The sequence below is a fragment of the Streptomyces sp. NPDC000151 genome (assembly GCF_040301705.1).
Taxonomy (GTDB): Bacteria; Actinomycetota; Actinomycetes; order Streptomycetales; family Streptomycetaceae; genus Streptomyces.
The window spans coordinates 19,457-32,563 of the sequence record NZ_JBEPFC010000075.1 but is presented as its reverse complement, the minus strand read 5'-3'; the positions used below and the strand labels follow the sequence as shown (position 1 = coordinate 32,563).

12 protein-coding genes are annotated in these 13,107 nt (G+C 71.1%); 3 read left to right on the top strand and 9 right to left on the bottom strand.

Annotated elements, in window-relative coordinates:
• The 4 genes from ABT381_RS21190 to ABT381_RS21175 all read right to left on the bottom strand — a co-directional run.
• A partial coding sequence (locus ABT381_RS21190; protein ID WP_351596446.1) for a TadE/TadG family type IV pilus assembly protein occupies positions 1-209 on the bottom strand: 209 nt, incomplete at its 3' end.
• Between the two features lie 3 nt (positions 210-212).
• On the bottom strand, positions 213-1,511 hold the full coding sequence (locus tag ABT381_RS21185; protein WP_351596443.1) for a CpaE/TadZ family protein: 1,299 nt from the start codon (positions 1,509-1,511) through the stop codon (positions 213-215).
• An 8-nt stretch (positions 1,512-1,519) separates the two neighbouring features.
• On the bottom strand, positions 1,520-2,224 hold the full coding sequence (gene cpaB / locus ABT381_RS21180; RefSeq protein ID WP_351596439.1) for a Flp pilus assembly protein CpaB: 705 nt from the start codon (positions 2,222-2,224) through the stop codon (positions 1,520-1,522).
• Positions 2,225-2,382: 158 nt separating this feature from the next.
• Positions 2,383-3,267, bottom strand: coding sequence for a hypothetical protein (locus ABT381_RS21175; RefSeq protein WP_351596436.1), 885 nt, complete (start codon positions 3,265-3,267; stop codon positions 2,383-2,385).
• A 590-nt stretch (positions 3,268-3,857) separates the two neighbouring features.
• Here ABT381_RS21175 and ABT381_RS21170 point away from each other — a divergent pair.
• Positions 3,858-4,859: a chitinase gene (locus tag ABT381_RS21170; RefSeq protein WP_467754778.1), complete on the top strand. Its 1,002-nt coding sequence runs from the start codon at positions 3,858-3,860 to the stop codon at positions 4,857-4,859.
• A 107-nt stretch (positions 4,860-4,966) separates the two neighbouring features.
• Here ABT381_RS21170 and ABT381_RS21165 read toward each other — a convergent pair whose 3' ends face one another.
• The 5 genes from ABT381_RS21165 to ABT381_RS21145 all read right to left on the bottom strand — a co-directional run bounded on the left by ABT381_RS21165 (position 4,967) and on the right by ABT381_RS21145 (position 9,818).
• A complete protein-coding gene (locus ABT381_RS21165) occupies positions 4,967-5,812 on the bottom strand; it encodes a trypsin-like peptidase domain-containing protein (protein WP_351596433.1) in 846 nt (281 codons plus the stop codon).
• A gap of 110 nt (positions 5,813-5,922) precedes the next feature.
• A complete protein-coding gene (locus tag ABT381_RS21160; protein ID WP_351596430.1) occupies positions 5,923-7,404 on the bottom strand; it encodes a GntP family permease in 1,482 nt (493 codons plus the stop codon).
• Positions 7,405-7,591: 187 nt separating this feature from the next.
• Complete coding sequence (locus tag ABT381_RS21155; RefSeq protein WP_351596427.1) at positions 7,592-8,002, bottom strand: RidA family protein; 411 nt, start codon at positions 8,000-8,002, stop codon at positions 7,592-7,594.
• Between the two features lie 8 nt (positions 8,003-8,010).
• On the bottom strand, positions 8,011-8,787 hold the full coding sequence (locus ABT381_RS21150; protein WP_351596424.1) for an IclR family transcriptional regulator: 777 nt from the start codon (positions 8,785-8,787) through the stop codon (positions 8,011-8,013).
• Complete coding sequence (locus ABT381_RS21145) at positions 8,784-9,818, bottom strand: sugar kinase (RefSeq protein ID WP_467754787.1); 1,035 nt, start codon at positions 9,816-9,818, stop codon at positions 8,784-8,786. The genes ABT381_RS21150 and ABT381_RS21145 overlap by 4 nt, the downstream gene beginning before the upstream one ends.
• 235 nt (positions 9,819-10,053) lie before the next feature.
• Between ABT381_RS21145 and ABT381_RS21140 the strand changes: the two genes are divergently transcribed.
• Together ABT381_RS21140 and ABT381_RS21135 are read left to right on the top strand one after the other, a co-directional pair.
• Positions 10,054-11,346: an amino acid deaminase gene (locus tag ABT381_RS21140; RefSeq protein ID WP_351596420.1), complete on the top strand. Its 1,293-nt coding sequence runs from the start codon at positions 10,054-10,056 to the stop codon at positions 11,344-11,346.
• A gap of 11 nt (positions 11,347-11,357) precedes the next feature.
• Positions 11,358-12,980: an N-acyl-D-amino-acid deacylase family protein gene (locus tag ABT381_RS21135; RefSeq protein WP_351596418.1), complete on the top strand. Its 1,623-nt coding sequence runs from the start codon at positions 11,358-11,360 to the stop codon at positions 12,978-12,980.
• Positions 12,981-13,107: the final 127 nt, after the last annotated feature.

The window sequence follows — 13,107 nt, the reverse complement described above, 5'->3', positions numbered from 1 at the left end:
CCGGAGCCGCGCGAGGCGCCCGCGCGGGCGGCCTGGTCGGCGGCGTTGCCGGCCAGCGTGTACGTGAAACCGACCAGCGCGCACTGCCACAGCAGCACCAGGGTGACCAGGATGAGCGGCAGCATGCCGAGGAACTCGACCGCCACCTGCCCCCGGTCCTGCCGCATCCGTCGCAGGCGCCGCGCAGCACGTACTCGCCAGGCCGTCATAGGTCAGCCCTCCCCGGCCGGTCTGCCGTCGGCCGGGTCGCCGCCGCGGCGGCGCCGCAGGCCGATCGAGCCGCGGTCGTTGCGGTACTTGCCGCGCCGGCTCCGGCCGTGCCCGACCGGGCCGTCCTCCGCGCCCCGGCCCAGCCCCAGTTCGCCGGCCAGCGCCCACATCGCCTGCTTGACCTGGCCCCGGTCGTCCAGGTCCTGCAGCCGGCCCGCGTCGACCGCCGGCTGCAGCTCCTTGAAGCCCGCGGGCACGGCCGTACGGGCCACCCGGGTGCCGACGATCCGCTCGACCAGCTGCGGCTGGATCTCGGTGGTGCGGTTGTGCCGGTTGACCACCGCCAGGGTGTCCTCCGCCTTGCGGACCTGGAGCCGGTCCCACATCCGTACCGTGCGCTTGGCGGCCCGTACCGTGACCACGTCCGGCGTGACGACCAGCAGCGCGCCGTCGGCCATCTCCACCGCCGCGGCGTTCGCGCCGGTCAGCTGGGCCCCGCAGTCGACGATCACCACGTGGTACCGGCTGCGCAGCGCGCCGATGACCTGCCGGGTGGTCCGCTCGTCCACCTCCTCGCCGCGCTCCCCCTCGCCCGGCGCGAGCAGCAGCCCGACGCCCGTCTCGTGGTGCAGCACCACGTCCTGCAGGACGCGCGGCGAGATGTCCTTGATGCCGGCCAGGTCGGCGATGGACCGGCGGAACTGCACGTCCAGGTAGGACGCGACGTCGCCGCTCTGGAGGTCCATGTCGACCAGCGCCACGTGCCTGCCCACCGCCTTGGCCGCCAGCGCCAGCTGCACGGCGAGCGTGGTGGTACCGACGCCGCCCTTGGCGCCGCTGACGGTGATGACCGTGCCGCCGGGCCCGGCCGGCAGCCCGGCGTCCGCCGTCAGGTGGCGGCGCACCCCGGCCGCCCAGCTCCCGGCGGCGTGCACGCGTGCCGACAGCTCGTCGTACGACAGGGGCAGGCCGACGACGCCGCGGGCGCCGGAGTCCATGGCCGCGGCGTACACCCCGGAACCGGTGTCGGCGGTTATCAGGATCACCCCGACCGCCGGGAAGCGGAGGGCGACCTCGCGGATCAGCTCCAGTGCCGGCACCGGGCCGACGCGCTCGTGGACGAGGACGACCTCCGGCAGGTCGGCGAGCGACTCCTCGGCGAGCTGCGCGAGGGTGTCGAGAAGCAGCGTGGAGTTGCCGACGGGCGGGGCGGGCTCGGTGTCCGGCAGCTGGCTCAGCAGCGTCGTCACCGAGCGGGCCGCTTCCGCGTCGCCGACGGCCGGGAGGATTCGTGTGACCATCCGTTACCTCACTTGTCCCCGGCCAGGGTGTAGTCCCGCTGATCGTCCGGGATGGTGGCGTCGCTGCCCGGCGCGACCAGCGCCAGGCGTACGTGGGTGGCGAAGGACTCCGCGTACGCGACGCGCTGCGCGTCCAGCGTCTTGAGCGCGAACGTGATCGGCACCGCCTCGCCGCCGGCGTCGGCCGTCTCGCCCGGCCGGGGCTTGAGCGCGGTGAGCCGGCCGACATCGATGACCTTGGCGTTGCTGACGATCACCTTGGAGCTGTTGGCGTCGCCGTCCTCCCCGGCGAAGGTGGCGTAGATGTTGACCGAGGCACCGGGCGTGATCTTGCCGGCCACGCCGGTCGCCGCGTCGATCATGATCGCGATCTCCTGCTGGCCCGGCTTCAGGGCCGGCCGGTCGGCGACCATGTCGGACTGCAGCAACGAGCCCTTCCGCAGCGGATTGACCGCGATCCTGCCCACCACCTGGTCCAGGTCCCGCACCGCGGTCCTCGGCAGCCAGCGCTCGGGCACCTGTACCTTCCGGAACTGCCCCGCGCTCAGGGCCTTGTACGCGGCGACGTCGGTCCGCAGCTCGTACGCGGAGACCTCGGGGCCCACCTTGGACCGCACATCGCTGATCACCGAGAGGACGCCGGCGAAGGCGCCGAATGCGCACAGGACCGACAGGAGCAGCAGGACGATGCCGCGGCGCTGGCGTGAGTTCATGGTTGCGGACTACCTCGTTCAGGGCGATTACGGTGAGCGGGGCGGGGCATGACGCAGGGGTGGTGCGGGTGCGGCGGGGCCGTGACCGGGTCGTGCGCTGCCCCCGTCGCCGAGTAATCCGTCCATGTGCCCACTGTGGCCGCCGCACCGGATGGCCGCTACCGCGACCGGCCGGACGGTCCGGCTCCGCGCGTGGCGGTGGTGCCGGAGGGGCTGGAGTGTTCCGCGGGGAGCACTGGGGCGGCACAGAACGCGCAGCGGTCGCCGATCAGTTCCAGACCGCACCAGGGGCAGGGGAAGCGGTGCACGGAGGCCACGAGCCGGGCGAGTACGGCGGTGTCCGCGATGCCGGCCGCGAACTCGGTCAGCCGGCCGGTCCCCCACCACCGCGCCGACTCACCGGGCAACTCGGCCTGCTGCACGGCCTGTACGGCCCACTGACGCGCCAGGGTCGCCGGCCATTCCGATACGAACTGCCCCTGCGCCACCGTCAGGTGGGTGGGGAAGTCGGGACCGGGCAGCCGGGCGCCGTCCTGCCCGAGCATGACCAGCTGCGGGGTGGGGTGGGCCAGCACGGCGAACTGCGAGCCCGGCACCCAGGATCTGGCGTGCGCCTTGAGGCTGACGGGCACGGCGTCGAGGCGGGTCACGCTGTTCAGCAGCGCGCCCGCGTGGATGTAGTACGTGAGCAGCTTCGCGGCGGCGCCCAGCACACCGGGGCCCACGTCGCACGCCGACAGCTGGCGTAACTGACGGACCAGCAGACCGACGCCGAGCGGCGGCAACGCGCTGCCGATCAGCGCGATCCGGTCACTTTCCAGGACGGACCGAAGAGTCTGCAGGCGGCGCACGTGCTCCTGCGGCGCCGCCAGGGAGTGGACCACCAGGACATGGCCGTGCTGCTCCAGGAGAAAGTGCATCTGGGACAGCGCGTCGTCCAGCGACTGGCGTTCCGGAGGGCCGAGCACATGCGCGGGGGGCGTCACCCTGTCCGGCGGCGCGAGCACCAGATCAGGGCTGGTGACGGCTATCGCGGTCGGCATGTGTGTGTCCCCGTTTCACCACGTCAGTCGCTCCACAACTTCCCTCGCTGCGGTGTCTTGTCCTGCGCAGACTTTAGCCGCGTCCCGGGCAACAGAAAACACTTCGCCGCCTCCGATGACCGTCACCACAACGGTCTCACCGTAGCCATTCCGGAGATCATTTACCGATCAACGGCGATCTATCCACGGCCATTACCGTTGAACGATCAAGTTTACAAGTCGGTGCAAGGCAGGATCCGGACAAGGGGCGCGATCCAGCCACAAGTAAGGGCAACCAGCGATCAGTTGCCGCTTACCCGCCCGCAACGACCCACCCATGACGCGCCATTCCGTACTGTTTCGGGCACCCCCACTCCGGTTCACCCTCACCGGAATTCCGCTTCCCGCATAACGCGCACGGACAGTGGGCGCCCGCCGAGGAATTCCGCCCCCTGTCCCGGAAAAGGCGCTCCGAAACGTGATCTCCGCCAATTCCCCTTCCCGTCCGAACCCTTGACAGATTTATTGGTCTGGACCACGTTGTAGGGCAGCAACAGGGGCCCCTGAACGCGCACTCCGTAACACCCCCACACCCCCCACCGGAGGCTGTCGTGGTCCGCCCACGCCCACGCACGTTCACGCTCACAAAGAGACTGCTCGGCACCCTGGCCGCCGCCGCGCTGGCGGCCGCCGGACTGACGGCGGCCGGCGCCGTCCAGCCCGCCCAGGCCGCCCCACCTGCGCACGCGGTCACCGGCTACTGGCAGAACTTCGACAACGGGGCCACCGTCCAGAAGCTCAAGGACGTCCCCGACGCCTACGACATCATCGCGGTCGCGTTCGCCGACGCCACCGGCACACCCGGCCAGGTCGGCTTCACCCTCGACCCCGCGCTCGGCTATGCCTCGACGGACGACTTCAAAGCGGACATCAAGGCCAAAAAGGCGGCCGGCAAATCCGTGATCGTCTCGGTCGGCGGCGAGAAGGGCGCCGTCTCCGTCGCCGATGACGCCTCCGCGAAGAACTTCGCCGATTCCGTCGGCCGGCTGATGGACGATTACGGCTTCGACGGCGTCGACATAGACCTGGAGAACGGCCTCAATTCCACGTATATGACCCAGGCGCTGAAGTCCCTGCGCGCCGCGCACGGCGACCTCGTGGTCACCATGGCACCGCAGACCGTCGACATGCAGTCGCCGCAGAACGAGTACTTCAAGACGGCGCTCGGCATCAAGGACTTCCTCACGGCCGTCAACATGCAGTACTACAACAGCGGCTCGATGAACGGCTGCGACGGCAAGGTCTACAGCCAGGGCTCGGTCGACTTCCTCACCTCGCTGGCCTGTATCCAACTGGAGAACGGCCTGGACGCATCGCAGATAGGCATCGGCGTCCCGGCGTCCTCCCGGGCCGCCGGCAGCGGATACGTCGCACCTGACGTGGTCAACGCGGCCCTCGACTGCCTCACCAAGGGAACCAACTGCGGCTCGTTCAAGCCGTCGAAGACCTACCCCGGGCTGCGCGGCGCGATGACCTGGTCGACCAACTGGGACGCGGCGAACGGCAACGCCTTCGCGAACGAGGTCGGCGGCCACGTCCACGGCCTCCCGTAGGCACCCCGGCGCCCCCCGGACCACCCTCCACACCCGCGGGTCACCCCACCGCCCGCGAACGGGCCCGCCGCCGGCTCTCCCCGGCGGCGGGCCCCTCTTTCAGGCGGTCACTCCCCAGCCGGCCTGGGCAGCGCGCACCCCTCCCTCCCCAGGTCGAGCTTGTTGCCCGTACCGAAGCACTTGGGTATGCCGTAGGTCTCCTGGGCGTAGCCGATGCCCTGCCGGACCGTCACGGTGCCGTTCCCATCCACCTCGCAGGGATTGTTCAGCGTGCAGCGTGCGCCGTCCTCGTTCAGGGTGTTGTTGACCGCCGCGACCTTGCCGGTGGCGCTGTCGATCACCGGTGAGCCCGAGGTGCCGCCGATGATGTCGCAGCCGGAGGTGTACCGGACCGAGTCCTTCCAGGTCCACTCCCCCTCCTTCAGCTCATGCGCGAACCCGTCGATGCTGCACGAGTAGATCTTCTTCCAGTACCCGGAGACGACCTTGATGCCGGCCCCCTGCGCGGGGTGCTCGGTCGCCAGCTGCAACGCCTTGATGCCGTACTTCCGCTGGATGTCGGCGTAGCTGGAGGTCAGTTCGTACAGCGAGACGTCGGTGTCCGTCATCGTCGCGTACGCGATCTTGCTCGCCCGCAGCGTGCCCTTGTTGCCGCCGGACGCGCTGAGCAGAGTGAAGCTGCGGCTGGACGGCTGGTCGACGAGGACCTCACCGGCCCCCGGCATCCCCGACTCCACACAGTGCCCGTTGGACATGACCAGCGCCTTGTCGCTGTCCACCGAGTCCGGCATCCGCACCACCGAACCGGAACAGTTGCTGAGCGCCACGGTCCCGGCGAAGTCCACGGCCTTCACCCGCGGCGCATCGGCCACAGCGGTCCCGGCCCCCGCACCTATGAGAGCCGTGCTTCCGAGTACGGCACTGGCGAGAGCGCCGACGAGAGGTCTGTGCATGTGGGGTCCTCTCCGATATGCGAACCGAAGACACCAATCTCCGGCGTTGTCATGCACATACTCGGGGTACGGGGGCGGCAAGGCAATGGCCGCGCACGGCAATGACCGCGTCAGACCACGAGACTCACCAGCGCCGCGACCACGAAGCCCGCGACGGAGAGCACGGTTTCCAGGACCGTCCAGGTCTTGAGGGTGTCGCGTTCGGAGATCCCGAAATACTTGGCGACCATCCAGAACCCCCCGTCATTCACATGCGAGGCGAAAATAGATCCCGCCGAAATCGCCATGATGATGAGGGCCAGGTGGGGCTGGGAGAGGTGTTGGGCCTCTACCAGGGGGAGGACGATGCCGGCGGTCGTCACGATGGCGACCGTGGCGGAGCCTTGGGCGACGCGGAGGACGACGGAGAGCAGCCAGGCCAGGACGATGACCGGGAGGCCGACGTTGTGGAAGGTCTCGGAGAGGGCGTCGGCGACGCCGCTGCCCTTGAGTACGGCGCCGAAGATCCCGCCGGCGCCGACGACCAGCAGGATGTTGCCGACCGGCTTCAGGGACGCGGTGGAGACCGTCTCCAGGGACTTGCGGGACCAGCCGCGGCGGATGCCGAGGAGGTAGTACGCGAGGAGGAGCGCGATGGTCAGGGCCGTGAAGGGGTGGCCGAAGAACTCGATGATCGAGCGGCCGGAGGACGGCTGCAGCGCGATGGAGGAGAACGTCGCGAGGAGGATGAGGACGAGTGGGGTGCCGATGATGGCGAGGACGGTGCCGAGCGGCACCGGCTTCTCGTCGGCGCCGACGCCGGCCGCCGCCTTCTCCGCGGCGACCGCGGCCTTGGCCTCCTCGGCGGCCTCGACCATGTCGTGCGGGACCGGGACGAAGACGCGCTTGCCGATCCAGGCGGCGTACGCCCAGGCCGCCAGCACGGCCGGGATGCCGCAGATCAGGCCCATCAGGATGATCCAGCCGAGGTCGACCTTGAAGAGGCCGGCCGCGGCGACCGGGCCCGGGTGCGGCGGCAGGAAGGCGTGGGTCATCGACAGGCCGGCGAGCAGCGGCATGCAGTACAGGATGATCGACTTGCCGGAGCGCTTGGCGGCGGCGTAGACGATCGGCGCGAGGACGAAGATGCCGACGTCGAAGAAGACCGGGATGCCGAAGATCAGGCCGGTCAGGCCCATCGCGAGGGGCGCGCGCTGCTCGCCGAAGAGGCGGAGCAGGCGGGAGCTGAGTACTTCGGCGCCGCCGGAGACCTCGAGGATCGCGCCGAGCATCGTGCCCAGGCCGATGATGATCGCGACGTGGCCGAGGATGCCGCCCATGCCGCTCTCGATCATCGAGACGACGTCGGACTTCTGGACGGTGCCGAAGAGTTCGGTGACGGAGAGCCCGGCGGCCAGGCCGACCACGATGGAGACGGAGAGCAGCGCGACGAACGGCTGCAGCCTGACCTTGATGATCAGGAAGAGGAGGAGGGCGATGCCGAGGGCCGCGACGATGAGCAGGCCGGGCGTGCCCGGTATCAGGGCGAGCAGACCGCCGGTGTGCGGTGGTGGCGGTGGGGTGGGGGCCGCGGCAAGGAACAGTGGGGACATGGCGGGGCTCCGTTGTCAGGCAGGGGGGTTCCAGGCAGGGGGGACCGCGGCACGGCGCCCCGTCGGTACGGAGCGCCGCGCCGTGCGGCAGGTCGTGCGGGTGGGGAAGGACTCGCGCTAACGGCAAGGGGGCCGACGCCTCTTTCCGTGCGGTAGCGGGAGGGCGGAGGGGTGGTTCAGCCGAGACTCAGCCGAGGACGGCGAGCGCGTCGATCTCGATGAGCAGGCCCTTGGGCAGGCCGACGTACACCGTCGTACGCGCGGCCGGCGCCTCCTTCAGGCCCTGCTCCTCGAAGTAGGCGTTGTAGATCTCGTTCATCTCGGCGAAGTGGTCGACGTCGGTGAGGTAGACGCGCATCATCATGACGTCGTCCCAGCTCGCGCCGCCCTCTTCGAGGATCGCCTTGACGTTGGCGAAGGTCTGCAGGGTCTGCTCGCGCAGGGTCGGGCCCGCGGGGGTGGGGGCCTTGCCCTCCTCGGCCGGGAGGAAGCCGACCTGGCCGGCGACCTGAAGGATGTTGCCCTTCTTGACGCCGTGGGAGAACTTCGCGGGCGGGGTGGTGTGGGTGGCCGGGGTGAGGGCGGTCTTCTCGGTCATGGTGGTTCTCAGGCTTCCTTGTGGTCCTGCGGGGTTCTTACCGGGGCGTTGCCGGAGTACTCCCGGCTGATGGCGTCCGCGGTACGGCGCACCAGGGGGAGCAGTTTGAGGAGTTCCTCGGCGGAGACGACGACGTTCGGCGCGGAGACCGACATCGCCGCGACCAGCCGGCCGTCCGCACCGCGGATGGGTGCCCCGATGCAGTTGATGGACTCCTCGTGGCCACCGAGGTCGGTGGCCCAGCCCTGTTCGCGTACCTTGGCCAGCTCGGCCATGAAGGCCGTGGCGTCGGGGGTTGAACGGGCCGTGTACTGGGGGTATTCGAGCCGTTCGGCGACGGCGCGGCGCTCGGGCTCGGGGAGGTCGGCGAGCAGGAGTTTGGCGACGGCGGCGACGGTGATCGCGACGGGCTTGCCGATGCGCGAGTACATCCGGACCGGGTAGCGGCTCTCGACCTTGTCGATGTAGAGGACTTCGTTCTCCTCGTACACGGCGAGGTGGACGGTGTGGCCGACCTTTTCGTTGAGTTCGGCCAGGTGGGGGTGGGCGATGTCGCGGACGTCGAGGTTCTCGACGGCTTCCTGGGCGAGGGCGAAGAGCCGGGCGCCGAGGCGGTAGCGCTGGTCGGGCTGGCGGTAGACCATGCCGTGCTCGTGGAGGGTGCGCAGCAGCCGCAGGGCGGTGGACTTGTGCACGCCGAGCCGGTCGGCGACCTGTTCGAGGTTGGCCGGTCCCTGGGCGAGCAGCGGCAGGATGCTCAGCGCGCGGTCGACTGTCTGACTCATGATGTGGGGACCTCCACCCGTACGTTCCCGGCCCCGTCGTCCGTCCAGCCGGGGCCGAGTCGCAGTGTCTCCCAGGCGGCGGCGTCGAGCGCGACGAGGTGGTCGGTGAGCTCGCGGGCGGGCGGGGTGCCGAGGTCGCCGGGGACGGTGAGGGAGGCGGCGGCCATGAGGTGGCCGTGCCGTATCCGGTCGAAGACGGGCAGGCCGCGCAGGGTCGCGGAGAGGAAGCCGGCGGCGAAGGCGTCGCCGGCGCCGACCGGGGCCGCGACCTCGACCTTGAGCGCGGGCGCGAAGGTCACGGTGTCGGTGCCGTCGGGCTGCCGTTCGTACACGGTGGCGCCTTCGCCGCCCTGCTTGACGACGAGGACGCCGGGCTCGGGGAGCGCCGCGCGTACGGCGGCGGGGCCGTGCACGTCCCAGGCGGCCGCGGCCTCGTCCTCGCCGACGAAGACCAGGTCGCAGCCGCGGGCGAGGCCGAGGAGGATGCCGGGCGCCGCGTCGGCGCGGTCCTGCCAGAGGCCGACGCGGTAGTTGAGGTCGAAGGAGACGAGCGGGCGGCCCGGGCGGCGCTCGGTGATCGTCTTCAGTACGTCGAGGCAGCCGTCGGAGAGGGCGGCGGTGATGCCGGTGACGTGGACGACGCGGGCGTCCCAGAGGGCCTGTCCGTCGAGGAGGGCGGGGGTCATCGCGGAGGCGGCGGAGCCGGCGCGGTAGTAGACGACCTCGGCGAGCTGCTGCTCCGCGTTCTCCTCCGACTCCGTACCGGTGGCGCGCTCGCCCGCGGTACGGAAGTAGATGCCGGTGGGGCGCTTGGGGTCGCGCTGGACGTGGGTGACGTCGACGCCGTGCGCGGCGATGGTCTCCAGGAGGTGGTCGCCGAAGCCGTCGGTGCCGACCCGGGAGATCCACCGGGCGGGGTGTCCGATGGCGGCGAGCGCGCAGGCGACGTTGGACTCGGCGCCGCCGATGCCGCGGTCGAAGGAGGGCACGTCGGCGAGTCTGCCGGGGCGTGCGGGCAGGAAGGTGACCATGGACTCGCCCAGGCAGACGACGTCGGTGGTGACGTGCGGTGGCGTGGTCGCTGTGGTCACGGTGTTTCCCTGCTCCTTGCGGTGGGTGGTGCGGGGCCGTGGCGGTGTCGCGGGGGCGTGTTCAGCTCCCTGTTTCCCACCATTGACCCGACGATGAAACGGATGCTAGACAGCATTCAGCGATATGCGCAATGGGCGTTGCAGATGATGCAACAGGAAATTGAGGAGACATCCCATGGCCGCCGATCCCCAGTCCGACCACCCCATCGGACAGCTCGCGGACGAACGGGTGGACCACCGCTTCAAGGCCCTCCCTCCGGACGCGGAAGGACTCACGGTCGGCGCCCTGGCGGCCCAGCGCCGCAACCTCTTCACCGGCGGCTTCACCACCCCGGTCCTGGCCCTGTCCGCCGAGTCGGTCGAGCACAACCTCGCGCTGATGGAGGAGTACTCCAACCGGCACGGCCTGGCCTTCGCACCGCACGGCAAGACCTCGATGTCCCCGCAGCTCTTCGCCCGCCAGCTGGCGCACGGCGCGTGGGGCATCACCGCCGCCGTACCGCACCAGGCCCGGGTCTACCGCGCGTTCGGCATCCAGCGGATCTTCCTCGCCAACGAGCTGGTGGACGCCGCCGCGCTGCGCTGGCTGGCGGGCGAGCTGGCCGCCGACCCGGACTTCCGCTTCATCTGTTACGTCGACTCCCTCCGCGGCATCGAGCTGATGAACGCCGCGCTGCGCGAGGCCGGCGCGTCCCGCCCGGTGGACGTCGTCATCGAGCTGGGCGCGGGCGACTCGGCCCGTACGGGCGTCCGCGACGAGGCCACCTGCCTGGACCTGGCCAACGCGATCGCCGCCGCCGACACCCTCCGCCTGGTCGGCATCGCCGGCTACGAGGGCGAGGTGCCGGACGCGAACGCCGAGCGGGTCGCCGCCTGGCTGCGCCGCCTCGTGGCCCTCCTCGTCGACTTCGACAAGGCGGGCCGCTTCGCCGACCTCGACGAGATCGTGCTGAGCGCGGGCGGCAGCGCGTGGTTCGACACGGTCGCCGAGGTCTTCGCCGAGGTGCCCGAGCTGTCCCGGCCGGTACTGAAGCTGCTGCGCTCCGGCGCGTACGTCTCGCACGACGACGGCCACTACCGCCACCTCACCCCCTTCAACCGCCACCCCGACGAGGGCGCCCTGCAGCCCGCCTTCCGCCTCTGGGCGCAGGTCGTCTCGCGCCCCAACGGCGCGCAGGCGTTCGCCAACGCGGGCAAGCGGGACGCGGCGTACGACCTGGACCTGCCCGAGGCGCAGGTCGTCCGGTCCGCCCGGGACGGCTCGGTGCGCCCCGCCGACGGCGTCTCCGTGACCGGCCTCTCCGACCAGCACGCCTGGATCCGCACCGAGCCGGGGGCCGGGCTGGAGGTCGGCGACTGGATCGGGATGGGCCTGTCCCACCCGTGCACGTCCTTCGACAAGTGGCAGCTGATCCCGCTGGTCGAGGCCGACGGCACGGTGTCGGACTTCGTCCGTACGTTCTTCTGAGAGGCCCGGTCATGGATCTCGTCATCCGCGGCGTACGCGTCATCGACGGCACCGGCGGTGCCTCCTACCGGGCCGACGTGGCACTCGACGGCGGCCGGATAGCCGCCGTCGTGCCCGAGGGCGCGGGCGACCGCCCGTCGGCCGCGCGCGTGCTCGACGCGCACGGACTCGCGCTCTCCCCCGGCTTCATCGACATGCACGCCCACAGCGACCTCGCCCTGCTGCGCGACCCCGCGCACGAGGCGAAGGCGGCGCAGGGCGTGACCCTGGAGGTCATCGGCCAGGACGGGCTGTCGTACGCGCCGGTCGACGACCGCACGCTCGCCGAGGTCCGCGCCCAGATCGCGGGCTGGAACGGTGACGGCTCGGACATCGACTTCACCTGGCGCTCGGTCGGCGAGTACCTCGACCGGCTGGACCACGGCTTCGACGGCCAGGGCATCGCGGTCAACGCCGCGTACCTGATCCCGCAGGGCACGGTCCGGATGCTGGCGATGGGCTGGGACGACCGCGCGGCGACCGACGCCGAGCTGGCCCGCATGAAGCGGCTGGTCGCCGAGGGCCTGGAGCAGGGCGCTGTGGGCCTGTCCTCGGGCCTCACCTACACGCCCGGCATGTACGCCTCGGACTCCGAGCTGGCCGAGCTGTGCCGGGTGGTGGCCCGGTACGAGGGGTACTACTGCCCGCACCACCGCTCGTACGGCGCGGGCGCGCTCCAGGCGTACGAGGAGATGGTGGGCCTGACGCGGGAGGCGGGCTGCGCGCTGCACCTGGCGCACGCCACCATGAACTTCGGCGTGAACAAGGGCCGCGCGCCCGAGCTGCTGGCCCTGCTGGACAAGGCCCTCGGCGACGGCGCCGACATCACGCTGGACACGTATCCGTACACGCCCGGCTGTACGACGCTGGTCGCGATGCTGCCGAGCTGGGCGAGCGAGGGCGGGCCCGAGGCGATCCTGGCGCGGCTGCGGGACGACGCCGAGGCGGCCCGCATCCGGCACGTCATGGAGGTCGAGGGCGCGGACGGCTGCCACGGCGTCCCGATGGAGTGGGACACGATCGAGATCTCCGGCGTCTCGCATCCGGAGCTGGCCGGGTACGTGGGCAAGACGGTCGCCGCGAGCGCGGCCGAGCGCGGCGAGGAGCCGTGGGTGACCGCGCGCCGGCTGCTCATCGAGGACCGCCTCGGCTCGACGATCCTGCAGCACGTCGGGCACGAGGAGAACGTCCGGCAGATCATGCGGCACCGCGTGCACACGGGTGGCAGCGACGGCATCCTGCAGGGCGCCAAGCCGCACCCGCGCGCGTACGGCACGTTCCCCCAGTACCTGGGCAAGTACGTCCGTGAGCTGGGCATCCTCTCGCTGGAGGAGTGCGTCGCGCACCTCACCGGGCGGGCGGCCGCCCGGCTGCGGCTGCCGGACCGGGGGCTCGTACGGGAGGGGTACCGCGCGGACCTGGTGCTGTTCGACCCGGAGACGGTGGCCGCGGGGTCGACCTTCGAGGTGCCGCGCACGCTCCCGACGGGCATCCCGCACGTGCTGATCGACGGGCGCTTCGTGATCGAGGACGGCAGGCGGACCGACGTCCTCGCGGGCCGGTCGGTGCGGCGCACCCCCGCGGCGCGGAGGTAGGGCGCGTCTTTCGGAACATGCCGGGCGCGCGTGCGGCGTCGCCCGTCCGCCCGGCATGTCGAAGCTCACACCCCGTCCGGCCGCCGCCCGGCAGCGGCCTGCGGATTTCGTCGCCGGCTTGGATGAC

Excerpts from the sequence above, each read along its gene's own strand:
- ABT381_RS21185 (WP_351596443.1), bottom strand. The coding sequence starts at position 1,511 with ATGGTCACACGAATCCTCCCGGCCGTCGGCGACGCGGAAGCGGCCCGC.
- cpaB (WP_351596439.1), bottom strand. The coding sequence starts at position 2,224 with ATGAACTCACGCCAGCGCCGCGGCATCGTCCTGCTGCTCCTGTCGGTC.
- ABT381_RS21175 (WP_351596436.1), bottom strand. The coding sequence starts at position 3,267 with ATGCCGACCGCGATAGCCGTCACCAGCCCTGATCTGGTGCTCGCGCCG.
- ABT381_RS21165 (WP_351596433.1), bottom strand. The coding sequence starts at position 5,812 with ATGCACAGACCTCTCGTCGGCGCTCTCGCCAGTGCCGTACTCGGAAGC.
- ABT381_RS21160 (WP_351596430.1), bottom strand. The coding sequence starts at position 7,404 with ATGTCCCCACTGTTCCTTGCCGCGGCCCCCACCCCACCGCCACCACCG.
- ABT381_RS21155 (WP_351596427.1), bottom strand. The coding sequence starts at position 8,002 with ATGACCGAGAAGACCGCCCTCACCCCGGCCACCCACACCACCCCGCCC.
- ABT381_RS21150 (WP_351596424.1), bottom strand. The coding sequence starts at position 8,787 with ATGAGTCAGACAGTCGACCGCGCGCTGAGCATCCTGCCGCTGCTCGCC.
- ABT381_RS21145 (WP_467754787.1), bottom strand. The coding sequence starts at position 9,818 with ATGGTCACCTTCCTGCCCGCACGCCCCGGCAGACTCGCCGACGTGCCC.
- ABT381_RS21140 (WP_351596420.1), top strand. The coding sequence starts at position 10,054 with ATGGCCGCCGATCCCCAGTCCGACCACCCCATCGGACAGCTCGCGGAC.
- ABT381_RS21135 (WP_351596418.1), top strand. The coding sequence starts at position 11,358 with ATGGATCTCGTCATCCGCGGCGTACGCGTCATCGACGGCACCGGCGGT.